The 22520-nt window shown below is 67.5% G+C and carries 22 protein-coding genes; 14 read left to right on the top strand and 8 right to left on the bottom strand.

The genetic code is table 11. The features are described 5' to 3' along the window. The first annotated feature begins 40 nt into the window (after window positions 1-40). The gene (locus tag A4249_RS14380) at window positions 41-229 is read left to right on the top strand and encodes a YnbE family lipoprotein (protein ID WP_055754620.1); all 189 of its coding nucleotides are present in this window, start codon (window positions 41-43) and stop codon (window positions 227-229) included. Window positions 230-262: 33 nt separating this feature from the next. Next, window positions 263-622 carry a DUF1318 domain-containing protein gene (locus A4249_RS14385; RefSeq protein ID WP_066553872.1) on the top strand — a complete coding sequence of 120 codons (360 nt, stop codon included), beginning with the start codon at window positions 263-265 and terminating at the stop codon, window positions 620-622. 70 nt (window positions 623-692) lie between these two features. Here A4249_RS14385 and A4249_RS14390 read toward each other — a convergent pair whose 3' ends face one another. Next, window positions 693-1823, bottom strand: coding sequence for a DNA cytosine methyltransferase (locus A4249_RS14390; protein ID WP_066553874.1), 1131 nt, complete (start codon window positions 1821-1823; stop codon window positions 693-695). A 79-nt stretch (window positions 1824-1902) separates the two neighbouring features. Here A4249_RS14390 and A4249_RS14395 point away from each other — a divergent pair, with 79 nt between their 5' ends. Further along, window positions 1903-2358, top strand: a complete 456-nt coding sequence (locus A4249_RS14395) for a COG3650 family protein (protein ID WP_066553875.1) — start codon at window positions 1903-1905, stop codon at window positions 2356-2358. A 71-nt stretch (window positions 2359-2429) separates the two neighbouring features. Here A4249_RS14395 and A4249_RS16980 read toward each other — a convergent pair whose 3' ends face one another. The 3 genes from A4249_RS16980 to A4249_RS14405 form a co-directional block, all read right to left on the bottom strand. Next, window positions 2430-2543 (bottom strand): LytTR family transcriptional regulator DNA-binding domain-containing protein, encoded by a 114-nt coding sequence (locus A4249_RS16980; protein WP_231868718.1) that lies wholly within the window; start codon window positions 2541-2543, stop codon window positions 2430-2432. Then, window positions 2504-3193: a LytTR family transcriptional regulator DNA-binding domain-containing protein gene (locus tag A4249_RS14400; RefSeq protein ID WP_231868719.1), complete on the bottom strand. Its 690-nt coding sequence runs from the start codon at window positions 3191-3193 to the stop codon at window positions 2504-2506. The genes A4249_RS16980 and A4249_RS14400 overlap by 40 nt, the downstream gene beginning before the upstream one ends. A gap of 91 nt (window positions 3194-3284) precedes the next feature. Next, window positions 3285-4040, bottom strand: coding sequence for a TetR/AcrR family transcriptional regulator (locus A4249_RS14405; protein WP_066553876.1), 756 nt, complete (start codon window positions 4038-4040; stop codon window positions 3285-3287). A 177-nt stretch (window positions 4041-4217) separates the two neighbouring features. Here A4249_RS14405 and A4249_RS14410 point away from each other — a divergent pair, with 177 nt between their 5' ends. From A4249_RS14410 to A4249_RS14445, 8 genes are all read left to right on the top strand, one after another. Then, window positions 4218-6446 (top strand): TonB-dependent receptor, encoded by a 2229-nt coding sequence (locus A4249_RS14410; protein ID WP_066553877.1) that lies wholly within the window; start codon window positions 4218-4220, stop codon window positions 6444-6446. A gap of 142 nt (window positions 6447-6588) precedes the next feature. Further along, window positions 6589-8115, top strand: a complete 1527-nt coding sequence (locus A4249_RS14415; RefSeq protein WP_066553879.1) for a spinster family MFS transporter — start codon at window positions 6589-6591, stop codon at window positions 8113-8115. 85 nt (window positions 8116-8200) lie between these two features. Next, window positions 8201-9391, top strand: coding sequence for an ADP-forming succinate--CoA ligase subunit beta (sucC, locus tag A4249_RS14420; RefSeq protein ID WP_066553881.1), 1191 nt, complete (start codon window positions 8201-8203; stop codon window positions 9389-9391). Between the two features lie 57 nt (window positions 9392-9448). After that, window positions 9449-10351, top strand: coding sequence for a succinate--CoA ligase subunit alpha (sucD, locus tag A4249_RS14425; protein ID WP_017506566.1), 903 nt, complete (start codon window positions 9449-9451; stop codon window positions 10349-10351). A gap of 214 nt (window positions 10352-10565) precedes the next feature. Next, on the top strand, window positions 10566-13577 hold the full coding sequence (locus A4249_RS14430) for a 2-oxoglutarate dehydrogenase E1 component (protein WP_066553884.1): 3012 nt from the start codon (window positions 10566-10568) through the stop codon (window positions 13575-13577). 41 nt (window positions 13578-13618) lie between these two features. After that, complete coding sequence (odhB, locus tag A4249_RS14435; RefSeq protein WP_066553887.1) at window positions 13619-15145, top strand: 2-oxoglutarate dehydrogenase complex dihydrolipoyllysine-residue succinyltransferase; 1527 nt, start codon at window positions 13619-13621, stop codon at window positions 15143-15145. A 56-nt stretch (window positions 15146-15201) separates the two neighbouring features. Continuing rightward, the gene (locus tag A4249_RS14440) at window positions 15202-15813 is read left to right on the top strand and encodes a glutathione S-transferase family protein (RefSeq protein ID WP_066553889.1); all 612 of its coding nucleotides are present in this window, start codon (window positions 15202-15204) and stop codon (window positions 15811-15813) included. 141 nt (window positions 15814-15954) lie between these two features. Continuing rightward, on the top strand, window positions 15955-16317 hold the full coding sequence (locus tag A4249_RS14445; RefSeq protein WP_197458402.1) for a hypothetical protein: 363 nt from the start codon (window positions 15955-15957) through the stop codon (window positions 16315-16317). Here A4249_RS14445 and prfA read toward each other — a convergent pair whose 3' ends face one another. Continuing rightward, on the bottom strand, window positions 16318-17385 hold the full coding sequence (gene prfA, locus A4249_RS14450; RefSeq protein WP_017505440.1) for a peptide chain release factor 1: 1068 nt from the start codon (window positions 17383-17385) through the stop codon (window positions 16318-16320). 205 nt (window positions 17386-17590) lie between these two features. Between prfA and A4249_RS14455 the strand changes: the two genes are divergently transcribed. From A4249_RS14455 to A4249_RS14465, 3 genes are read left to right on the top strand one after another with little or no spacing between them, the layout of a single operon-like run. Continuing rightward, window positions 17591-18196 carry a response regulator gene (locus A4249_RS14455; protein ID WP_066553895.1) on the top strand — a complete coding sequence of 202 codons (606 nt, stop codon included), beginning with the start codon at window positions 17591-17593 and terminating at the stop codon, window positions 18194-18196. A gap of 58 nt (window positions 18197-18254) precedes the next feature. Further along, a complete protein-coding gene (locus A4249_RS14460) occupies window positions 18255-18695 on the top strand; it encodes an RrF2 family transcriptional regulator (protein ID WP_066553898.1) in 441 nt (146 codons plus the stop codon). Window positions 18696-18728: 33 nt separating this feature from the next. Further along, window positions 18729-19505: a sulfite exporter TauE/SafE family protein gene (locus A4249_RS14465; protein ID WP_055754604.1), complete on the top strand. Its 777-nt coding sequence runs from the start codon at window positions 18729-18731 to the stop codon at window positions 19503-19505. 61 nt (window positions 19506-19566) lie between these two features. On the opposite strand, the gene A4249_RS14470 is transcribed toward A4249_RS14465, so the two are convergent. The 3 genes from A4249_RS14470 to A4249_RS14480 form a co-directional block, all read right to left on the bottom strand. Then, window positions 19567-20034, bottom strand: a complete 468-nt coding sequence (locus A4249_RS14470; protein WP_066553902.1) for a PEGA domain-containing protein — start codon at window positions 20032-20034, stop codon at window positions 19567-19569. A 129-nt stretch (window positions 20035-20163) separates the two neighbouring features. Then, complete coding sequence (ispG, locus tag A4249_RS14475; protein ID WP_066553905.1) at window positions 20164-21300, bottom strand: flavodoxin-dependent (E)-4-hydroxy-3-methylbut-2-enyl-diphosphate synthase; 1137 nt, start codon at window positions 21298-21300, stop codon at window positions 20164-20166. Between the two features lie 48 nt (window positions 21301-21348). Continuing rightward, the gene (locus A4249_RS14480) at window positions 21349-22452 is read right to left on the bottom strand and encodes a helix-turn-helix domain-containing protein (RefSeq protein ID WP_197458403.1); all 1104 of its coding nucleotides are present in this window, start codon (window positions 22450-22452) and stop codon (window positions 21349-21351) included. Window positions 22453-22520: the final 68 nt, after the last annotated feature.

Raw genomic sequence — 22520 nt, forward strand, 5'->3', positions numbered from 1 at the left:
TATTAGAGACATCACCCTCGGCCGAACCGGAGCCCATGTCATGATCCACAAGCGCCAACTGGCCGGCCTCGGGTTCGGAGCCGTCGTCGTCGCCCTCGCGGCCTGCGCCCCGACCATCCGTCTCGAGGTCGCGCCGATCCAGATCTACGCCAAGCTGGACGCCGACGTTCGCGTTCGTCTGGACCAGGAGCTGCAACAGCTGTTGCAACAGAACCCCAACCTCTTCTGATTTCCCGCTTCTCTCTGAAAGGGACAGGCTGACATGACCTTCCGCAAACTCTTCGTCATCGGCGCCGCCGTTGCGGCCCTGGGCGTAGCGGGCGCCGCCCTCGCCCAGACCAGCGCCCAGAAGGCGCAGATCGACCAGGCCAAGGCCGCCGGCGTCGTGGGCGAGCAGGCCGACGGTTATCTGGGCTTCCGCACCCCGACCTCGGACGCCAGCCTGCGCGCCGCGGTGGACGCCACCAACTCCGGCCGCCGCGCCGCCTATGCCCGCAGCGCCGCCGACGCGGGCACCTCGGCGGATGTCGCCGGGGCCCGGATGTTCGAGGCCCAGCTGCTGCCCCGCATCTCCTCGGGCCAATGGTACCGCAACGCCCAGGGCCAGTGGGTCCAGCGCTAAGGACCGCAAGTTTCCCACCCCTCGGGCGATATCCCGGGGGGTGTTTTTATCTGGGCGATCAGTGACGGCGTCAGGCGGCGGCGCGTCGATCCATCAGCGCGGGCGCCAGCAGCCCTTCGGCCAGCGCCCTGACCACCGGCACGGCGACGGCGTCGCCCATCAGCTTCAGCGCCGCGCTTTCGCTGGACGGCAGGCGATAGTCGTCCGACACGCCCATCAGCCGCGCGGCCTCGCGCCCCGTCAGCCGCCGAACCCGCGCCCGGCCCTGATCGCACACCACCACATATTGACGCGACGAGCCGCCAGCCGGCGTCCTCAGGCATCCGGCCAGACCATCGAACCGGATTTCCAGCCGCTGGACCTTGCGGCCGTTCTCGGTCCGCACCCGGCGATAGGCGGCGCCGACACAGCGCCGGCCAGACGCCAGGGCCGACGCGATCCGGGCGCGGTGCAGCGGCGCGGCCAGGGCCAGGATGGCGTCCGCATCATCCAGCCAGCAGACGGCGTCGTCCGGCTCCAGAATGGCCGCCAGGTCCAGATTGCGCTGCGACGGCGCGGGCAGCGACCACCAGGCCCAGGCCGCCTTGACCGCCTCGGGCAGGCGCGCGTGGGCGGCGACCAGACGCGGTGAATGGAAGGGGTGGGTCGGACCGGCCGCGCGCGGCGCCTCCCCCTGAATGGCCACGACGAAAAGACGCGGGCGCGACTGGGGCAGCCAATGGGCGGCGTCCATCTCCAGCGCGCCGACCGTATAGCCCGCCTCGACCATCGCCGTGCAGACGGCCGCGAAATCCCGCCCCACTTCGGTCCCGGGCCCGGAGCTCAGCAGGCCGATGACGTTCTCCAACACGATCACGCGCGGGCCGCGTCCCTCTGCCGCCAGCCCCTGCATCAGCCGCCAGAAGCCCCAGAAGGCGCCCGACCGCCCGGCCTCCAGCCCGCCGCGCGCACCCGCCAGGCTGACGTCCTGACAGGGCGACGAAGCCCAGGCCATGTCCGGCCGTCCCGGCAGATCTTCGGTGGTCAGGCTCCAGACATCGCCCTGACGAAACGGCGTGTGCGGATGATTGGCTTTGAAGGCGCGTGCCTTGGCCGCGTCCATGTCGTTGGCGAAGACGGTGTCGATGCCGGCGGAGGACAGTCCCAGCCCCGCCAGGCCGCCCCCGGCGAAGAACTCGAATGCGGTGGGGCGAATCGACATGGGATCAGCATAACCCAGCCGCGCCCCTTGACCGAGGGCGGCGGGGACCTCACCTGCGCCCGAACCAAAAGGAGCCGTCATGCGCCTCATCGCCGTCGCCCCGCTCGCCATCGCCTTGGCCGGTCTTTCGCTCAGCGCCTGTTACGACCGCGAGGCGTCCAAGCCCAAGCCGGCGCCGCAGCCCCAGGCCGCCGTCACCCTGGGCGGGGTCGATCTGGGCCAGCCGGTGCGGGCGCTGGGGACTGAACCCTTCTGGGGCGTCGAGATCACGCCGGACGCCCTGATCTACACCCGCGTCGATCAGCCGACCCAGCGCGCGCCGAACCATGGCGCGACGGTGCAGGGCACCGTCGCGACCTTCGCCAGCTCGACCAATCTGAACAAGGCGCTGAACGTCGTGCTGATCGCCACCGAATGTTCGGACGGCATGAGCGACCGCACCTATCCGCTGACGGCCAAGGTCGAGATCGGCGACGACGAACTGACAGGCTGCGCCGCGCCGGCGTCGATGCTGACCACCCAGCCCGCGCCCTAGCGCGTGATCGTTTCGGATCGGGGCGCAACGCGGCCCCGTCCGAAGCGTGAATCATGCGCTCAAAGAGAGCCTCACCACCATTCGGCGTCGCGCAGCATCCGGGCGTAGCGGCGGCTGACGGGCGCCGACAGGCCGCCGTCCAGCGTCAGGGTCGCGCGGCCGTCGCCGCGTTCGACGGCGCGCACCGCCTCGCGCGCCACCCACCAGCTGCGTGCGTCTGGGCGCCCTCCAGCCCCTCCAGCTCTTCCACGGCGTCCGACAGCCGCATCAGGATCAGGTCCGACCCCCGGTCGGTGTGGATGCGCAGATAGTGGTCCTCGGCCTGCACCGCCCGGATCGTCGCGCCTTTCAGCTTGATCGGCAGACGGTCCAGAAACCGAACCGGGCGAGCCGCTGTCTCGGTCGGCGCCGCATGGGTCTGGACTGGCGTGGCCCGCCCCAGAAAGACGTTCAACGTCGTCACCGCCGCCGTGATGACCACGACGGGCACGACCAGTTCCGGCAGCACCGCCAGCGGATAGAGTCTCTGGGCGAAGAACAGGCCCGTCGCCGCCCAGACCAGCACGCACAGCGGCCCGGTGATGATCACGACCATGACCGCGATGCTCAGCCAGGGCCGCTCGTCCGAATCCAGGAACCGGCTGACCAGCACCCCGCACAGATGCCCCCACAGTCCGCCCAGCACCATGACCAGCACCCAATAGGCCAGCCGTACGGGCAGCGATGCGCCCGCGCTGCCGAAGGCGCCGGTCACCGCCAGAAAGACGCCCGCCAGAACGGCGACGATGAGGCCGCGCAAGAAGGTGCGGCGGCGGTCGGCGGCAGGGGCGGTCATCAGGGCTTTCGCAGTCGGAAGATCGCGCCTTGAAACCACGATTTTCGGCCGGGCGAAAGCCGGGCGCGCGACGGCGCCCCGGCGTGACCGATCAGCCCTGGCGCGGGGTCATTCCCGCCACGGCGCGGAAGCCGGCCGCCGCGAACCGGACCATATAGTCGCCCGCCGTCTCCAGATCGCCGGATCGCGCCCGCCCGTTCGACAGCCGGTCCAGGCGCCCCGTCTCGCCCAGCGTCAGGGTCAGGGCGCCCGACAGATTGTGATAGCCCCAATACAGATCGACCTCGCTGGCGCCCGGCAGCACCTTGGCGATCAGTTCGATCAGCCGGTGGATGGCCGGGTCGAAATAGCGCGCCATCGTCTCGCCGCCGAAACTGGGGTTGGCGTTGGTCTGGGCCACCAGGGCGGAATAGTGTTTCCAGCCCGGCCCGCCCTTCAGCGACCATTCGAACGGCGGCCGCAGAAAGGCCTCCAGCAAGCCTTCCAGCGTCATGTCGTCGCCCGCCGTCTCGGCATAGCGGTCGATGGCGGCGACGCGATCGTCGTTCCAGACCTCGGCCCGGCGCAGGAAGACCGCGTCGAACAGCTCGCGCTTGGCCCCGAAATAGTAGTGAACCAGAGCCGTATCGACGCCCGCCTCGCGCGCCACCTCGCGGATGGTGACGCCGTAGAAGCCGTGTTTGGAAAACAGGTCCTCGGCCGCATCAAGGATCAGATCGCGCGTCTCGCCCGCCGCCTTGGCCTCGGTCTTGGGCGGCCGGCCGCGCCGCGCCGGGGCAGCGCCCGCCGCCTTGCGGCGCGCGGCGGCGACGGGGCGGGAAAGGGTGGCGGCGTCCGGCTTGCTCATCCGGCAAGGCTAGGCGCACGACCGCGACGGTGCAACGGCGCCACGGTCGGGGACCCAAGTGACGTTGCGTCAGTCCAGTGTTTGACAGACGGCCGAAACCGGGTAGGTTCCGTGAAAATCATTGAACGCTGAATAAAAGCGTCCATCGGGCTGGAAACGACAAAGGGGTCTAGGATCATGAACCGTCATGTGAAGTGCGCGCTGCTGGCCGGCGCGGCGTGGGGCGTGCTTGCGGGGGCCACGGTCGCCCAGGACGCGGAGGCCGCAGCTCAGGCGGCGAACGCCGACCAGAGCGCGGCGACCGTCGACGACATCGTCGTCACCGCGCGCCGCCGCGACGAGCAGCTGAAGGATGTGCCGATTGCCGTGTCCGCCCTCAGCGCCGAGCGTCTGGAACAGACGGGCGCCGTCAACATCACCGCGCTCCAGCAGCAGACGCCGAACGCCACGGTCCAGATCGCACGCGGCTCCAACTCCACCCTGATCAGCTTCATCCGCGGCGTTGGCCAGCAAGATCCGCTGTGGGGCTTCGAGCCGGGGGTCGGCCTCTATGTCGACGACGTCTACGTCGCCCGTCCGCAGGGGGCCGTGCTGGATATCTTCGACATCTCGCGCATCGAAGTGCTGCGCGGACCGCAAGGCACCCTCTACGGTCGCAACACCATTGGCGGCGCGATTAAATACGTCACGAAACGTCTGGGCCAGGATCCCAGCCTGACCGCACGCGCTGAGGTCGGCGCCTATAACGAGCACAACTTCCTGCTGTCGGGTTCGGTCCCGGTCGGCCAGACCTTCGCCATCGGCGGTGCGGTCGCCACCTATAACCACGACGGCTATGGCAAGAACCTGAACACCGGTAAGGACCAGTACGACAAGGACGTCACCGCCTATCGCGCCAGCGCGGAATGGACGCCGAACGACAACCTGTTCTTCCGCTTGGCGTGGGACCGGGTCGAGGACAACTCCAGCCCTCGCCACGGTCACCGCGAGGTCACCTCGACCGACGGCCTCTGGCGCGCGCCGGCCGGCAAATACGACACCTACGCCGGCATCACCGGCGAGCAGAAGGTCGTGACTGAGGGCGTGGCCCTGACCGGCGAATACCGGGTCAACGACATGCTGACGCTGAAGTCGATCTCGGCTTATCGTTCGGGCGACACCGCCACCATCATCGACTTCGACCAGACGCCGAACCCGACCCTGGACGTGCCGGCTATCTACGCCGACCACCAGTTCAGCCAGGAGTTCCAGGCCCTGTTCACCGGCGAGCGCTGGTCCGGCGTGGCCGGCGTCTATTATCTGGATGGCACGTCGTCAGGCGTCTTCGACACCATCGCCGGCAATCTGGGTCTGTCGATCGCGGCAGCCGGGTCGGTGGACACCAAGTCCTTCTCGATCTTTGGCGACTTCAGCTACGACCTGACCGATCGCCTGCACCTGTCGCTGGGCGGCCGTTACACCCGCGACGACAAGGACGCCGCCGTCCTGCGCCAGTTCTATCTCGGCGCCACGCGCAGCCCGCTGACCGGCGGCACGCCGCGCGCCGTCTTTGCGACCCGCACCAACTATACAGCATCGGACACCTTCGAGAAGTTCACGCCGCGCGCCAGCATCTCGTATGACTTCAGCGACGAAATCACTGGTTACGCCTCGGTCAGCCAAGGCTTCAAGTCGGGCGGTTGGGACATGCGCGGCGACGCAGCCTTGGTGCCCCAGACGGTCAACGGCTACCAGCCCGAGACGGTCACCACCTATGAAGTCGGACTGAAGGGATCGGCCTTCGATCGCCGCATGAACTTCGCTTCGGCGATCTTCTACTCCGACTACAAGGACCAGCAGATCACGACCCAGCAGGTGGCCACGCCGCCCGCCGTCGGCATCGCGTCGGTCGTCGACAACGCCGGCGCCTCGACCATCTACGGCTTCGAGCTGGAAGGGTCGGCCTATCTGACCAGCGACATCACCGCCAACTTCTCGGTCGGCTATCTGAAGAATGAGTTCGACGAGTTCATCACCCGCATCACGGGCACGCCCGTCGATATCTCGAACCTGCGCGAGCCCCAGAACTCGCCGGAATGGTCGGCCTATTACGGCATGACCTGGCGCGGCGACATCCTGGGCGGCGAAACCCGCGTCACGCCGTCGCTGTCCTACCGTTCGGATTACCATCTGTTCGACACGCCGGACCCGATCCTGGATCAGAAGGGCTATGTCCTGGCCGACGCCAGCGTGGTCTGGACGGCGCCGAGCAAGCGTTGGGAGGTCGGCCTGTTCGGTCGCAACCTGACCGACGTCCGCTACAAGGTCGGCGGCTACAGCTTCCCGGGCGCCACCTACAACAACTCGATCAGCGCCTTCTACGGCCCGCCGACCACCTATTCGGCGCGCCTGACCTACCGGTTCTGATCTCCATTCCTAACGCCTGACGACGAGGGGCGGCGGTCTCCGGGCCGCCGCCCCTTTTCGCTCCGCCAGGCCTATTTTGCACAGGGCGGACTTGCGGCTAGGCTCGCCTCAACAAACAACAAGACGCCGAGGGGAAACGCCGATGACGACGGAGACGCTGACGGTCCAGGAGGCGCGGCCCGAGCGGCCTGAGCGGCCCGGCTACCGCTACTATGTGCTGGCGGTTCTGATCCTGATCTACATGCTGAACTTCCTGGATCGCCAGATCATCGGCATCCTGGCCGCGCCGCTGAAGGAAGAGTTCGGCATGTCCGACAGCCAGTTCGGCCTGTTGGGCGGCATCGCCTTCGCCTCGGTCTATTCGACGCTGGCCATTCCCCTGGCCTGGCTGGCGGACCGGTTCAGCCGGGTCTGGATCATGACCGGCGCCCTGGCCGTCTGGTCGGGCTTCACCGCCCTGTGCGGCATGGCCGGGTCGTTCGGCCAGCTGTTCCTGTGCCGGATGGGCGTGGGCATCGGCGAGGCGGGCGGCGTGGCTCCGGCCTATTCGCTGATCGCCGACTATTTCCCGCCGCATCAGCGCGCGCGGGCCATGGCGGCCTTCGCCTTCGGCATTCCGCTGGGCATGGCGGCGGGGACCCTGGTCGGCGGTCTGCTGGCGGCGACCTACGGCTGGCGCACCGCCTTCATCGTGGTCGGCCTGTTGGGCGTGCTGGTCGCACCCCTGCTGCGTCTCACGGTGCGTGATCCCAGGCGGGGCGGCACAGACGCCATCAAGACCGAAGCGCAGGTCGCGGCCCTGGCGGCCGCGCCGGTCGGCACCGATCGGGCCGGCAAGATCGCCGCGCAGATCATGCTGGGGCTTGGCGCCGGTTTGCTGATCCTCGGCGCCTTGAGCTGGCTGATGGGCACGTCGCTGGGCAATCCGCTGGTGCTGGCGTTCGGCGGCCTGCTGGCGGTGGTGATCGGCGTTTCGCTGATGATCGCGCGGCGCACCGCTTCGGTGGTGATCAAGAAGCCCAGCTTCTGGCTGCTGGGCCTTGGCGCCGCCTCGTCGTCGGTGTGCGGCTATGGCGTGGCCGGCTGGCTGCCGCTGTTCTTCATGCGCAGCTTCGACCTGACCCTGAAACAGACCAGCATTTATTATTCCGGCATCGCCCTGATCGGCGGCATCCTGGGCATCTGGCTGGGCGGCATGATCGCCGACAAGCTGTCCAAGAAGGGCAAGGGCGCCTATCCGCTGACGCCCGCCATCGCCTTCCTGATCTCGGCGCCGTGCTTCATCCTGGCGATGAACTCGCCCTGGCTGATCGGCCTGGTTCTGCCCGGCGGCGGCAGCCACGTTCAGCAGTTGACCCTGGCCTTCTTGATCTTCCTGTTGCCGACCGGACTGAACCTCGCTTGGCTGGGCCCCATCACGGCGGCGGTCCAGCATCTGGTGCCGGCGGCCATGCGCTCGACAGCCTCGGCCCTGTTCCTGCTGCTGAACAATCTGCTCGGGATCGCGGTCGGCTTCTACTATTTCGGCTGGATGAGCGACCTGCTGGCCCCGCGCTTCGGCGAGGAAAGCCTGCGCTGGGCCATCTACACCGGCATGGGCTTCTATGTGCTCGCCGCGATCCTGCTGATCGGGGCGTCGCGCACCCTCAAGAAGGACTGGGTCGACTAAAGGGGGGCTGTGGACGGTTGCACCTGCGAAGGGGTGGGGCCTATAAGCCCCGCAACTCTCCCAGCAGCGGTTGCGACGGTCCCCCATGAACATTCACGAATATCAGGCCAAGCAGGTCCTCAAAGGCTTCGGCGCACCCGTCGCCGAAGGCGTCGCGGTGACGTCGGTCGATCAGGTCGAGGCGGCCGCCAAGTCGCTGCCCGGTCCGCTCTATGTCGTGAAGTCGCAGATCCACGCCGGCGGCCGCGGCAAGGGCAAGTTCAAGGAACTGCCGGCCGACGCCAAGGGCGGCGTTCGCCTGGCCTTCTCGGTCGAGGAAGCCGTCGCCCACGCCAAGGAAATGCTGGGCAACACCCTGGTCACCGCCCAAACGGGCGACGCCGGCAAGCAGGTCAACCGCCTCTACATCGAGGACGGCGCCGACATCGAGCGTGAACTGTACTGCTCGCTGCTGGTCGATCGCGCCTATGGCCGCATCGCCTTCGTCGTCTCGACCGAAGGCGGCATGGATATCGAAACCGTCGCCCACGACACGCCCGAGAAGATCCAGAACATCGTCATCGACCCGAGCGCGGGCGTGACCGACGCCGACGTCGCCGCCATCACTGCCGCCTACGGCCTGACGGGCGTCGCGGCCGAAGACGCCAAGTCGCTGTTCCCCGCGCTGTACAAGGCCTTCGTCGAGAAGGACATGGACATGCTGGAGGTGAACCCCCTGATCGTGATGAAGGACGGCCATCTGCGCGTTCTGGACGCCAAGGTCAGCTTCGACGGCAACGCCCTGTTCCGCCACGACGACATCAAGGAACTGCGCGACGAAACCGAAGAAGACGCCAAGGAAATCGAAGCGTCCAAGTGGGACCTCGCCTACGTCTCGCTGGACGGAAACATCGGCTGCATGGTCAATGGCGCCGGTCTGGCCATGGCGACGATGGACATCATCAAGCTGTACGGCAAGGAGCCGGCCAACTTCTGCGACGTCGGCGGCGGCGCCGGCAAGGAGAAGGTCGCGGCGGCCTTCAAGATCATCACCGCCGACCCGAACGTCCAGGGCATCCTGGTCAACATCTTCGGCGGCATCATGAAGTGCGACGTCATCGCCGAGGGCGTGGTCGCGGCCGTGAAGGAAGTGGGCCTGAAGGTGCCGCTGGTGGTGCGTCTGGAAGGCACCAACGCCGAACTGGGCAAGAAAATCCTGAACGAGTCGGGTCTGACCATCCAGGCCGCCGACGACCTCGACGACGCCGCCCAGAAGATCGTCGCGGCGGTCGGCTAAGGCTTCGGCCTTACTCGCCACCGCCCCGCTGACACATCGAATTCAGAGCACAGACCCATGTCCATTCTCGTCGACAAGAACACCAAGATCATCGTCCAGGGCCTGACCGGCAAGACCGGCGGCTTCCACACCGAACAGGCCCTGGCCTATCACGGCACACAGATGGTCGCCGGCGTGCATCCCTCCAAGGGCGGCACGAACTGGACCGGATCGCACGGTGAGAGCCTGCCGATCTACGCCTCGGTCGCCGAAGCCCGTGACGCCACGGGCGCCGACGCCTCGGTGATCTACGTCCCGCCGTCGGGCGCGGCCGCCGCGATCATCGAAGCCATCGACGCCGAAATCCCCTTCATCACCTGCATCACCGAGGGCATCCCGGTGATGGACATGGTCAAGGTCAAGCGTCGTCTGGAAGGCTCCAAGTCGCGCCTGCTGGGCCCGAACTGCCCCGGCATCCTGACGCCGGACGAGTGCAAGATCGGCATCATGCCGGGCAACATCTTCAAGAAGGGCTCGGTCGGCATCGTGTCGCGTTCGGGCACCCTGACCTATGAAGCCGTGTTCCAGACCACCAATGAAGGCCTGGGCCAGACCACGGCCGTCGGCATCGGCGGCGACCCGGTCAAGGGCACCGAGTTCATCGACGTGCTGGAGCTGTTCCTGGCCGACGAGGAAACCACCTCGATCATCATGATCGGCGAAATCGGCGGCGGCGCGGAAGAAGACGCCGCCCAGTTCCTGATCGACGAAGCCAAGAAGGGCCGCAAGAAGCCGATGGCCGGTTTCATCGCGGGCCGTACCGCTCCGAAGGGCCGCACCATGGGCCACGCCGGCGCGGTCGTCTCGGGCGGCAAGGGCGATGCGGAATCCAAGATCGCGGCGATGGAAGCCGCCGGCATCCGCATGTCGGAATCGCCCGCTCGCCTCGGCAAGACCCTGGTCGAAGTGCTGAAGGGCTGATGCTCTCAGCCTGATCACTTTTCGGCATCAAAAATGCCGTATGACGCATCGATGGACGCCCTCGGCTCAGGCCGGGGGCGTTTTTTCTTGGGCCTGCGACCAATTTCCTACTAAATTGCCCCGTTTCGGTCATGACCCGTCAGGAAACGACGCCTATATGACGGGCGCGCCCCTCACGGAGATGTGTCCGTCGGGGCCCAGGGATTGCGAAACGATGGCGGACGATGCCGGTCGGCTGAACCAGGTCTTTGCCGAGACCTCATTCCTCTACGGGTCCAATGCGGCCTACGTCGAGGAGCTTCAGGAGAAGTGGGCGAAAGACCCCGGCTCCGTTTCCGCCGAATGGAAGACCTTCTTCGACCAGCTGCGCGACAACGCCGCGCTGGTGACCGCCTCGGCCGGCGCAGGCAGCTGGGGCCGTGGCGTCGCGACCGAGCCGACGGAGGAGACCGGCGTCTTCGACGGCCGTTGGCCGGCCCCGAAGCCTGATCCCAAAAAGCCCGGCGCTGCGCCGGCTGCTGCGCCCACGGCCGCATCGGCCGACGTCTCGGCCGATGCGATCCGCGCCGCCGCTCACGATTCCATCCGCGCCCTGATGCTGATCCGCAGCTATCGCGTGCGCGGTCACCTGCAGGCCAAGCTGGACCCGCTGGGCATCGAGCAGCCGGTCGAGAACCCCGAGCTGACGCCCGAATTCTACGGCTTCACCGGCGCCGATCTGGATCGTCCGATCTTCCTGGACGGCGTGCTTGGTCTTCAGACCGGCACCATCCGCGAAGTGCTGGAGATCCTGAAGCGCACCTACTGCGGCAATATCGGCATCCAGTTCATGCACATTGCTGAGCCGGAAGAGAAATCCTGGCTGCAGCAGCGGTTCGAGGGCGCCGACAAGTTCGAGCAGAACGCCTTCTCCAAGGAAGGCAAGCTGGCCATCCTGTCCAAGCTGGTCGAGGCCGAAGGCTTCGAACGCTTCCTGCACAAGCGTTTCCCCGGCACCAAGCGCTTCGGTCTGGACGGCGGCGAGGCCATGGTTCCGGCGCTGGAGCAGGTCATCAAGCGCGGCGGTTCGCTGGGCGTCGACGAGGTCGTGCTGGGCATGGCCCACCGCGGCCGCCTGAACGTGCTCGCCGCCGTGATGGGCAAGCCCTACAAGGTCATCTTCCACGAGTTCCAGGGCGGCTCGGCCGTGCCGAGCGACATCGAGGGCTCGGGCGACGTCAAATATCACATGGGCGCCTCGTCGAACCGCGAGTTCGACGGCAACCACGTCCACCTGTCGCTGACCGCCAACCCGTCTCACCTCGAGATCGTCAACCCGGTCGTGCTGGGCAAGGCGCGCGCCAAACAGGCGTTCGACATTCGCGAGGCCAACGAGGGCGTGCCCGAGGGACAGTGGGCGCTGGACCGTTCCAAGGTCGTGCCGCTGCTGATCCACGGCGACGCCGCCTTCGCCGGCCAGGGCGTAGTCGCGGAATGCTTCGCCCTGATGGGACTGAAGGGCTACCGCACCGGCGGCACGCTGCACTTCGTCATCAACAACCAGATCGGCTTCACCACCAGCCCGCGCAACTCGCGCTCTTCGCCCTATCCGTCGGATGTGGCCCTGATGGTCCAGGCGCCGATCTTCCACGTGAACGGCGACGACCCCGAGGCCGTCGTCTTCGCGTCCAAGGTCGCCACCGAATACCGCCAGAAGTTCCACAAGGACGTGGTGGTGGACATGTTCTGCTACCGCCGCTTCGGCCACAACGAAGGCGACGACCCCACCTTCACCCAGCCGCTGATGTATTCGAAGATCCGCGCCCAGCCCTCGACCCGCGAACTGTATTCGCAGCGTCTGGTGGCCGAAGGCGTGATCAGCCAGGCCGAGGTGGACGCCGAGGTCGAGCGGTTCGAGAAATTCCTCGACGAGCAGTTCGAGGCCGGCAAGACCTGGTCCGCCGAGAAGGCCGACTGGCTGGACGGCCAGTGGCAGGGCTTCCAGTCGCCCAAGGACGAGCTGCGCGGCGACACCGCCGTGCCGCTGGCCAAGCTGACCGACCTGGGCCACCGCCTGACCACGATCCCCAACAGCGTCGACATGCACAAGACGCTGAAGCGCGTCATCGACGGTCGCCGCGAAGCCATCACCTCGGGCCAAGGCCTGGACTGGGCCACGGCCGAGAGCCTGGCCTTCGCCAGCCTGGTCGATGAAGGTTTCCCGATCCGTCTGTCGGGTCAGGATTCGGTGCGCGGTACCTTCTCGCAGCGTCACTCGGGCATCATCGATCAGACGACCGAAGAGCGCTACATCCCGCTGAACAACCTACGCGAAGGCCAGGCCAATTTCGAAGTCATCGACTCGGCCCTGTCTGAAGAGGCGGTGCTGGGCTTCGAGTACGGCTATTCGCTGGCCGACCCCAATACGCTGGTCATGTGGGAAGCCCAGTTCGGCGACTTCGTGAACGGCGCCCAGGTGGTGATCGACCAGTTCATCTCTTCGGGCGAACGCAAGTGGCTGCGCATGAGCGGCCTGACCATGCTGCTGCCTCACGGCTATGAAGGCCAGGGACCGGAACACTCCTCGGCCCGTCTGGAGCGCTTCCTGCAACAGTGCGCCGAAGACAATATGCAGGTCGCCAACTGCACCACCCCGGCCAACTACTTCCACATCCTGCGTCGCCAGATGCACCGCCCGTTCCGCAAGCCGCTGATCCTGATGACGCCAAAGTCGCTGCTGCGTCACAAGAAGGCGGTCTCGTCCATGGCGGACCTGGCGGAGGGCTCGGCCTTCCACCGCGTCCTGCACGACGACGCCCAGACGCGGCCCGAGATCGCCGGCATCACGATCAAGGCGGACAAGGACATCCGCCGCGTCATCCTGTGTTCGGGCAAGGTCTATTACGACCTGTTGGACGCGCGCGAGAAGAAGGCCAAGGACGGCCAGGCCGTGGACGACGTCTATATCCTGCGTCTGGAGCAGTTCTATCCGTGGCCGATCCAGTCGCTGCGCAAGGAACTGGCCCGCTTCCCCAACGCCGAACTGGTCTGGTGCCAGGAAGAGCCGAAGAACATGGGCGGCTGGACCTTCGTGGATCCGTGGCTGGAGCTGACGCTGGACAAGCTGGACGTGAAGGCCAAGCGCGCCCGCTATGTCGGCCGTCCCGGCTCGGCCTCGACCGCCGCCGGTCTGATGAGCCGGCACCTGAAGGAACTCGAAGCCTTCACGACCGAAGCCTTCGCCTGATACACGTATAAAAGACCGACTAGAGACGAGCTGGACCTGACATGGCCGACATCCTGACCCCCGCCCTCGGTGAATCCGTCACCGAAGCCACCATCGCAAAGTGGACCAAGAAGGTCGGTGATCCGGTCAAGAAGGACGAACTGCTGGTCGAGCTGGAGACCGACAAGGTCTCGCTGGAGGTCGTCTCGCCCGCCGACGGCGTGCTGGGCGACATCAAGGCGGCCGAGGGCGACAATGTCGTTCCCGGCACGGTCCTGGGTTCGGTGACCGAGGGCGCGTCCGCCGCCGCCGCTCCGCCCGCTGCGCCCGCCGCTGCCCCTGCCAAGGCCGCCAAGGCCGCGCCGGCCGCCGCTGCTCCGGCCGCCGCCTCGATCGACATCACCGTGCCGGTCATGGGCGAGAGCGTCGCCGAGGGCTCGATGGGCAAGTGGGTCAAGAAGAACGGCGACACGGTCAAGAAGGACGAGCTGCTGGTCGAGATCGAGACCGACAAGGTCGCGGTCGAAGTCTCCGCCCCGGCTGACGGCGTTCTGACCATCGCCGCCGACGAAGGCGCGACCGTCACGCCGGGCCAGAAGATCGGCTCCATCTCGGGTTCGGGCGCTGCGAGCGCGCCGGCCGCCGCCGCACCGGCGCCCGCCGCCGCCCCGGCCAACACCGGCTCGGCCCAGGTTTCGGCCTCGAAGAACGAAACCCTGTCGCCCGCCGTCCAGCGCGTGGTCGGCGAGAACAATCTGGATCCCAAGGCCATCAACGCCACGGGACCGAAGGGCAACATCACCAAGGCCGACGCCATCGCCGCCATCGGCCAGGCCTCGGCTCCGGCCCCTGCCGCCGCCGCAGCGCCCGCCGCGCCGCGCGCCGACCAGCCGCGCGAAGAGCGGGTGAAGATGACGCGCCTGCGTCAGACCATCGCCCGTCGCCTGAAGGAATCGCAGAACACGGCCGCCCAGCTGACCACCTTCAACGAGGTGGACATGACCAACGTCATGGCCCTGCGCGCCCAGTACAAGGACGTGTTCGAAAAGCGCCACGGCGTGAAGCTGGGCTTCATGTCCTTCTTCACCAAGGCCGTCGTCGCGGCACTGCATGAGATCCCGGCCGTCAACGCCGAGATCGACGGCACCGACATCATCTACAAGAACCACTACGACATCGGCGTCGCCGTCGGCACGGACAAGGGTCTGGTGGTTCCGGTCCTGCGCGACGCCGACACCCTCAGCCTCGCCGGCATCGAAAAGGGCATCGGCGCCCTGGGCAAGGCCGCGCGTGACGGCTCGCTGACCATGGATCAGATGCAGGGCGGCACCTTCACCATCACCAACGGCGGCACCTATGGCTCGCTGATGTCGACGCCGATCCTGAATGCGCCGCAGTCGGGCATCCTGGGCATGCACAACATCGTGCAGCGCCCGATGGCCATCAACGGCGAGGTCAAGATCCGCCCCATGATGTATCTGGCCCTCAGCTACGATCACCGCATCGTGGACGGCAAGGAAGCCGTGACCTTCCTGGTCCGGGTCAAGGAACTGCTGGAAGATCCGGCGCGGGCCCTGCTGGACCTCTGATTTCCTGAAAGGCGGCGATGATCTCGCCGCCTTTTTCTTTGCTGTGAGGCGCGACCATGCTGACCCTCTACGCCGCGACCGGATCCTGCAGCCGGGCCAGCCATATCGCGCTGGAAGAGTCTGCGCTTGCCTATGAGGTTCGTCTGGTCGACTTCGGCAAGGCCGAGCAACGCGAGCCGGCCTATCTGACGATCAATCCCAAGGGGCGCGTTCCTGCGCTCGCGACCGGTAAGGGCGTCCTGACCGAAAGCCCGGCCATTCTGGCGCACATCGCCGCCCTGTCGCCGCCCGGCCTGTTGGCTCCGACCGATCCCTTCGCCTTCGCGCGGATGCAGGCGTTCAACCTCTATCTGGCCACGACCGTCCACGTCGCCCATGCCCACGGTCGCCGCGCCTCGCGCTGGAGCGACGACCCCGCCGCCCAGGCGTCGATGGCGGCCAAGGTGACGCAGAACATGCGCGACGGCTTCGCCTTGATCGAGGCGGACCTGACTGGCGAATGGGCGATGGGCGACGCCTATACAGTCGCGGACCCCTATCTGTTCACCTTCGCCGGCTGGCTGGAAAGCGACGGCGTGAACATCGCCGAGTTTCCGCGCGTCCAGGCGCATTTCGAGCGCATGAAGGCGCGTCCGGCGGTACAGCGCGCCCTGGCCGCGAAAGCTTAGCGGGCGCGCTCGCAGACCAACGGTTGTGTCTAATTTGCGCCGGTCGTTAACGATCCGAATCGGCGTCGCATTTTCCCTGATTACAACCGCAGAAAATGGCGCCTTATTTCGGACATGGAGTGGGCGGCGCGCGCGATAGGGATGTTTTACGTCTTGGGCGGACTGATGCTTTTGTATCAGGCCTGGCTCAACTGGCGTCTGCAACGGGCCTTGTCCGGCTTCATCGCCGTTCCCGCAGACGATCAGATCGCAGACGGCGTGATCGCCCTGGGCGGCGTGGTGGTCCTGATGTCGGGCGTCGCGCTGGCGGCGCTCAGCGCCTGGGCCGTGGTCGCCTTCCTCGCCGGTTGGGCGATTCAGGCCGCCTATCTGCTGTGGGTCAACCGCGCCGATCTCGACAGCCCGCTGGCTAGCGGCCGGTTGAAGTCGGTGCATGCTTTCGCCGGCTATACCGCCGTCACCGGCGTGGTGCTGTGGCTGCCGCTGACAGGCGTCCTGGGCTGATCAACCGAACTCGGCTTCCAGGTCGGCCAGACGTGCGGCCTGGTCCTCGGCGATCAGGGCGTTCAGCAGCGGATCGATGTCGCCTTCCATGATCTGGGGCAGGCTGTGCAGGGTCAGGTTGATGCGGTGATCGCTGACCCGCCCTTGCGGATAGTTGTAGGTGCGGATCCGCTCCGACCGGTCGCCCGACCCGACCTGTGACTTGCGGCTGTCCGAGCGGGCCAGATCCTTGGCCTGACGCTGCATGTCGTACAGGCGCACGCGCAGGTTCTTCATCGCCTTGTCGCGATTGACGTGCTGGGACTTCTCCGACGACGTCACCATGATGCCGGTAGGCAGGTGGGTGATGCGCACGGCGGAATCGGTCGTATTGACGTGCTGGCCGCCCGAACCCGACGCGCGGAAGGTGTCGATGCGGATGTCCTTGTCGTGGATTTCGATCTCCACGTCCTCGACCTCGGGCAGGACCGCCACCGTCGCCGCAGAAGTGTGGATGCGCCCCTGCGACTCGGTCGTCGGCACGCGCTGCACCCGGTGAACGCCGCTCTCGAACTTCAGCCGGCCGAACACGCCTTCGCCCGTCACCGTGGCGATGATCTCCTTATAGCCGCCGGCGTCGCCCTCGGTCGCCGAGTCCAGCTCGATCCGCCAGCCGCGCGTGGAGGCGTAGCGCGAATACATGCGGAACAGGTCGCCCGCGAACAGGGCCGCCTCGTCCCCGCCGGTGCCGGCGCGCACTTCCAGCACGGCCGAGGCGTTCTCGTCGGCGTCGCGCGGGGCCAGCAGCAGGGCGACCTCGCGCTCCAGCTCGGGCAGCCGGTCGGTCAGCGCCCGCAGCTCTTCCTCGGCCATCGCCGCCATTTCCGGATCGGCCGTCATGGCTTCCAGGTCCGCCATTTCGGCGCGCGCGCGCGCCAAGCCCTGGACCGCATCGACGACGGGCTTCAGCTCGGCGTGCTCCTTGGACAGCCGCACGATCTCGGCGCCGTCGGTCGCCGAACCCATGCGCGCCTCCACTTCATGGAAACGGTCGAGCACCTGATCGAGACGGGCCTGGGGCAGTCGCAAGAGGGAAATGTCCTGAGAAAAAGCGGAGCGCCGTCCTTACCCGCCGGGGGGCGTCGTGTCGATTGCAAGCCGTGTCCGGGCGTGGACCAGCGCCGGCGCCGCGCTTGTGATCGGCGATGACGGCCGGGTCACGATGGCGTCAGTCGCGGTGACGCAATCGGCTCAAAGCCATTAGTTGAGATCGAACAACCGTAAGGAGGACGCCATGTTCGATCGCCCGCCCCCGTCGCAGCTCGACGCCGCCGAGGTCGCCGAAAGCGTCGATCGTTTGTGCCGCCTGTACGACAGCCGTCTGGCCGAGACCGGCGGCGACCTGTCGCCCGAGGACGCCCGCGAACTGAAGGCCATGGCCGCCATCTATGATCTGGACACCGACCGCCCCTCGACCGAGGTTTGGCGCGACCTTCGCGCCGTCGTCACCCGCCAGACGCCGATTGACGCCACGGCGCCGGCCGAGATCGAGGCCTTGACCCTGCTGGTGGTCGAGGACGATCCCGACGCCGCCGCCTCCCTGACCGAACTGCTGACCGAGGCGGGCCACAATGTCGTCGGCCCGTTCCACAGCGCCGCCGCCGCCGAAGCCGCCGCTGCGCTGCACAGCATCGATGCGGCGCTGCTGGACATCAATCTGTCAGGCGAGATGACCGGGGTGGAACTGGCCCGCGTCCTGACCGACCGCTGGGCCGTGCGGGTCATCTTCATCTCCGGCGATGTGGCCGCCGCCGCGAAGAATGCGGACATGGCCGAGGCCCTGGTGCTGAAACCCTATAACGGCGCGCAGATTCTGGAGGCGGTGGCGCGGCTCGCCTGAAGGGTGGGGTCCGGCCCTCGCAGCTTGCGTCTGGGGCTCAGGCGGGCGATCACGGATCATGCTGTCGAACCGGTCCCGCTACGCCCTGCGCGCCATGGTGCATCTGGCCGGTCTGCCGGGCGGCGGCCCCGCGACCATCGCCGAGATCGCCGAGGCGGCGGCGGCCCCGCGAAAGTTCCTGGAGGCCATCCTGCTGGATCTGCGCCGTCAGGGTCTGCTGGCCTCGAAGCGGGGCAGGGCGGGCGGCTATGCGCTGGGCGCGCCCGCCGACGCCATCAGCTTCGCCGACGTGATCCGCGCACTTGAAGGCCCGCTGGCCCTCGCGCCCTGCGCCTCGCGCACCGCACATGGCCCCTGCGAAACCTGCCCGGATGTCGAGACCTGTCCGTTGCAGCCTGTCCTTCAGGACGGGCGTGACGCCATTGCCGCCGTCTTCGAGGCGCGAACCCTTCTGCAAGCCGCCGTCACTTCTTCTCCTATTGACCGACTAGGGAAATAGCCCGCACCGTTCGCCCCTGTTTCAGAGGACGCCATGCAAGATTTCCTGCTCTTCCTCGCCGTCGGTTTTCTGGCCCAGATCGTGGATGGGGCGCTGGGCATGGCCTATGGCGTGATTTCCTCGACCGTCCTGCTGTCGTTCGGCGTGCCGCCCGCGACGGCGTCGGCCAGCGTCCACGCCGCCGAGGTCTTCACCACGGCGGCGTCGGCCGGGTCCCATACGGTCAACAAGAACGTGAACTGGAAGCTGTTCGTGCCGCTGGCGCTCGGCGGCGTCGTCGGCGGCGGCTTCGGCGCCTTCGTTCTGACCAGCATCGACGGCGATCTGCTGAAGCCCTTCATCACCACATATCTGGCCATCATGGGCGTCGTGATCATCTGGCGCGCCACCCGTCAGACGCGCGAGCGGATCTTCCCGCGCAAGTTCGCCGGCCCTCTGGGTCTGGTCGGCGGCTTCTTCGACGCCATCGGCGGCGGCGGTTGGGGACCCACGGTCACCACAACCCTGGTCGGCACGGGTCAGGATCCGCGCGTCTCGATCGGCACCACCAATACGGCGGAGTTCTTCGTCACCTCCGCCATTTCCGCCACCTTCCTGGTCGCCCTGCTGACCGGACATTGGCAGGAGGCCGAGGGCTTCTCCACCCACGCCATGGCGGTGCTGGGCCTGATCATCGGCGGCCTGATCGCCGCTCCCTTCGCCGGCGTCATCGCCCGCATCGCCCCGCGTCGCGCCCTGACCTACGGCGTCGGCGCCGTGGTGCTCCTGTCCGCCGGCTATCAGGCCCTGCGTCTGTTCAAGGTGATCTGAAACGAAAAACGGCGGCGGGCTCGCACCCGCCGCCGTCTCATGTTCAATCGCGGGTCTTCGGCTATTGACCGCCCGGCGCGCCGGTGGTCGAGGCCGGAGTGCGGGCCGCTGCCGCCTCTTCGGCCGGCGTGCGCAGGGTGACGACCAAAGGATTGGGCTTCAGGTCGTTCATGGCGCCGGACGTGGCGTCGATGGCCCCGCCGATGATGCCGCCAACCAGAATATTGCCGGCCATGGCCGTTCCGCCGGCGCCGGACACGCTGCTGGTGATCTCGCGCGTCTGCGAGACATAGCCTTCCTTGGCGACCGTGATGCGGAAGCCGTCCTTGCGCGGCATGCGGAAGGTGCAAGGCGTCGCCTGGCATTCAAAGCCGTTCGACGTGCTGACCTGGGCGCCGGGCGGCGTGCTTTCGACCGTGAACTGCTGGCTGGAGCCGCGCGTGACGGTCGCGCAGGCGGGCAACGAAAGCGCCACGCCGGCAAGCGCGAGCAGACGCACGCGCAGGCGTGCGGCGTTTTTGGAAATCATGGGCCCCTCAGTGGATTAACGGGTCGGTCCCCCGGCCGAACCTGACGCACAGGTCGCACGCAGACTCGTTGTCGTCAATCACAGGTTTGTGACGCGCGCCCAGTTTCTGCAACCAGAGCGGAGCGACCGCTACTCGGCCGCCTGAAGCTCCGCCGCGCGTGCGGCGTCCAGTTCGGCGGCCTTCTGTTCGACCAGATCGACGATGTGGTCGATCATGCCGTCGTTGGCCTGTTTGTGGGCGATCTTGCCGTTCAGATAGATCATGCCCGCGCCCTTGCCGCCGCCGGTGAAGCCGATGTCGGTATAGAGGGCCTCGCCCGGTCCGTTCACGACGCAGCCGATCACCGACAGGCTCATCGGCGTCGATATATGGGCCAGCTTCTCTTCCAGCACCGCCACCGTCTCGATGACGTTGAAGCCCTGACGCGCGCAGGACGGGCAGGCGATGATGTTGACCCCCCTGTGGCGCAGACCCAGCGACTTCAGGATGTCGAAACCGACCTTGATCTCCTCGACCGGATCGGCGGCTAGCGACACGCGGATGGTGTCGCCGATCCCGGCCCACAGCATCGACCCCAGGCCGATGGCGGACTTGATGGTGCCGGTGCGCAACGGCCCCGCCTCGGTCACGCCCAGATGAAGCGGGCAGTCGATCGCCTCGGCCAGCTGCTGATAGGCGGCGACGGTCAGGAAGGGGTCGGACGCCTTCACCGATATCTTGAACTCGTGGAAGTCGTGGTCCTGCAGGATGCGAGCGTGGTTCAGGGCGCTCTCGACCATGGCGTCGGGGCAGGGTTCGCCGTACTTTTCCAGAAGTTCCTTTTCCAGCGAGCCGGCGTTGACGCCGATCCGCATCGAGCAGCCATTGTCCTTGGCCGCCTGGATCACGTCGCGGACGCGGTCGGCCGAACCGATGTTGCCCGGGTTGATGCGCAGGCAGGCGGCGCCCGCCTCGGCCGCCTCGATGCCGCGCTTGTAGTGGAAGTGGATGTCGGCGACCAAGGGGACCTTGGCCTCGCGCACGATGGTCCTGAAGGCGGCGGTCGATTCCACGTCGGGGCAGGAGACGCGTACGATATCGGCGCCGGCCTCTTCCAGCTGACGGATCTGGTCGATGGTCGCCGCCGCGTCCGTCGTCGGCGTATTGGTCATCGACTGGACGCTGATCGGGGCGTCGCCGCCCACCAGGACGGAGCCGACGCGGATCTGGCGGCTCTTGCGACGCTCGATGTGGCGCCAGGGTCGGACGTGCGTGTGATCGCTCATGGGAGCATCATATAGGCCGATGATGACGGCGGGACCACGGCCGTCGTGTCAGTTCGGCGCAGGGGCGGGTGAAGAGGGCGCGGGCGCGGGAGAAGGCGTCGCCCCTGGCGTCGCGGCCGCCTGGGTCCGGGCCTGGGCGGCCTGAGCCTGGACCTGAGCGCGCGCCTGGCTGGCGGCCAGCGCCTTGGCCGCCTGGTCCGCGCGACTGTTCAACTGGGCCAGCGGCGTCAGCACGCCGGCCAGCGGTCCGCCGTATTCGCCGTTCAGGAAGACGTCGAAGGCGGCCGGGTCGGACACGTCCACCGTCGCCGCCACGCCGATGGGCGCGCGCCAAGCCTCGCCCGGCGCCATCTGGCGCGCGAACAGGGCCTGACCGTCGCCCAGCCGAACGACCAGGGCGCCGGCCGTCTTGGCCTGGATCACCACCATCGAGGCGTTGGCCGAGGCGCCATAGACGGCCCCGCGCGGGTTGAACGCCTTCTGCACCGGCTCCGGATTGGCGGCGGCGGCGATCACGGCGGGATCGGTCGGATCGACGCCGGTCAGTTCGGCCTCCAGCCCCGGGGTGATGTAGAGGGCCGGCGTCGTCTGGTCGGGCGGCGCGGACATGGGCGCGCTGAGCGCGACCTGCGGATCCGGATCGGCCGCTCCGGTCCAGGTCTTTGGCACGGCGGCGATATCGGACGGATGGGCGGTCTGATGCAGGCTGGCGCGCTGGAACACGTTCCAGCCGATGACGGCGACCACCACGGCGGCGATGCCGGCGACGATGCGCGGCGAATGGCGTTTCACGTCCTCGAAGGCGATGCCGATGGGCGCCTTCAGCGGCACGGAGGTGTCCGGGCTCTCGCGCTTGAACCGCTCGACGGCGGTCTGTTCGTCCAGCGCCAGGGCCGAGGCGTAGGCCCGCACATAGCCCAGGGCGAAGACGCGCGAGGGCAGGGACGACCAGTCGTTCTGCTCCAGGGCGGTCAGGAACCGGCGATGCACCTTGGTCTCGGCGGCCAGCTCGGCCGGCGACTTGCCCGACCGCTCTCGGGCGGCGCGAAAACCGTCGCCCAAGGTCGCGGCGTCGACGAAGGCGGCCGTCGGATCCGGCCGGTCCGCAATGCTTTCGATCGCCTCGGGGGCGACCCCCGCATTCAGCGTCATGACGCCTGACCCCATGTCCGGGAAACACAGCGCCGACGCGCCGTTCACAGGGCCCGAGATAGACGATT

Source organism: Brevundimonas sp. GW460-12-10-14-LB2 (genome assembly GCF_001636925.1).
GTDB classification, from domain to species: domain Bacteria; phylum Pseudomonadota; class Alphaproteobacteria; order Caulobacterales; family Caulobacteraceae; genus Brevundimonas; species Brevundimonas vesicularis.

What these genes read in the sequence shown, in the direction of transcription:
- A4249_RS14380 (WP_055754620.1), top strand. Translation starts at nt 41, where the DNA reads ATGATCCACAAGCGCCAACTGGCCGGCCTCGGGTTCGGAGCCGTCGTC.
- A4249_RS14385 (WP_066553872.1), top strand. Translation starts at nt 263, where the DNA reads ATGACCTTCCGCAAACTCTTCGTCATCGGCGCCGCCGTTGCGGCCCTG.
- A4249_RS14390 (WP_066553874.1), bottom strand. Translation starts at nt 1,823, where the DNA reads ATGTCGATTCGCCCCACCGCATTCGAGTTCTTCGCCGGGGGCGGCCTG.
- A4249_RS14395 (WP_066553875.1), top strand. Translation starts at nt 1,903, where the DNA reads ATGCGCCTCATCGCCGTCGCCCCGCTCGCCATCGCCTTGGCCGGTCTT.
- A4249_RS14400 (WP_231868719.1), bottom strand. Translation starts at nt 3,193, where the DNA reads ATGACCGCCCCTGCCGCCGACCGCCGCCGCACCTTCTTGCGCGGCCTC.
- A4249_RS14405 (WP_066553876.1), bottom strand. Translation starts at nt 4,040, where the DNA reads ATGAGCAAGCCGGACGCCGCCACCCTTTCCCGCCCCGTCGCCGCCGCG.
- A4249_RS14410 (WP_066553877.1), top strand. Translation starts at nt 4,218, where the DNA reads ATGAACCGTCATGTGAAGTGCGCGCTGCTGGCCGGCGCGGCGTGGGGC.
- A4249_RS14415 (WP_066553879.1), top strand. Translation starts at nt 6,589, where the DNA reads ATGACGACGGAGACGCTGACGGTCCAGGAGGCGCGGCCCGAGCGGCCT.
- sucC (WP_066553881.1), top strand. Translation starts at nt 8,201, where the DNA reads ATGAACATTCACGAATATCAGGCCAAGCAGGTCCTCAAAGGCTTCGGC.
- sucD (WP_017506566.1), top strand. Translation starts at nt 9,449, where the DNA reads ATGTCCATTCTCGTCGACAAGAACACCAAGATCATCGTCCAGGGCCTG.
- A4249_RS14430 (WP_066553884.1), top strand. Translation starts at nt 10,566, where the DNA reads ATGGCGGACGATGCCGGTCGGCTGAACCAGGTCTTTGCCGAGACCTCA.
- odhB (WP_066553887.1), top strand. Translation starts at nt 13,619, where the DNA reads ATGGCCGACATCCTGACCCCCGCCCTCGGTGAATCCGTCACCGAAGCC.
- A4249_RS14440 (WP_066553889.1), top strand. Translation starts at nt 15,202, where the DNA reads ATGCTGACCCTCTACGCCGCGACCGGATCCTGCAGCCGGGCCAGCCAT.
- A4249_RS14445 (WP_197458402.1), top strand. Translation starts at nt 15,955, where the DNA reads ATGTTTTACGTCTTGGGCGGACTGATGCTTTTGTATCAGGCCTGGCTC.
- A4249_RS14455 (WP_066553895.1), top strand. Translation starts at nt 17,591, where the DNA reads ATGTTCGATCGCCCGCCCCCGTCGCAGCTCGACGCCGCCGAGGTCGCC.
- A4249_RS14460 (WP_066553898.1), top strand. Translation starts at nt 18,255, where the DNA reads ATGCTGTCGAACCGGTCCCGCTACGCCCTGCGCGCCATGGTGCATCTG.
- A4249_RS14465 (WP_055754604.1), top strand. Translation starts at nt 18,729, where the DNA reads ATGCAAGATTTCCTGCTCTTCCTCGCCGTCGGTTTTCTGGCCCAGATC.
- A4249_RS14470 (WP_066553902.1), bottom strand. Translation starts at nt 20,034, where the DNA reads ATGATTTCCAAAAACGCCGCACGCCTGCGCGTGCGTCTGCTCGCGCTT.
- ispG (WP_066553905.1), bottom strand. Translation starts at nt 21,300, where the DNA reads ATGAGCGATCACACGCACGTCCGACCCTGGCGCCACATCGAGCGTCGC.
- A4249_RS14480 (WP_197458403.1), bottom strand. Translation starts at nt 22,452, where the DNA reads ATGACGCTGAATGCGGGGGTCGCCCCCGAGGCGATCGAAAGCATTGCG.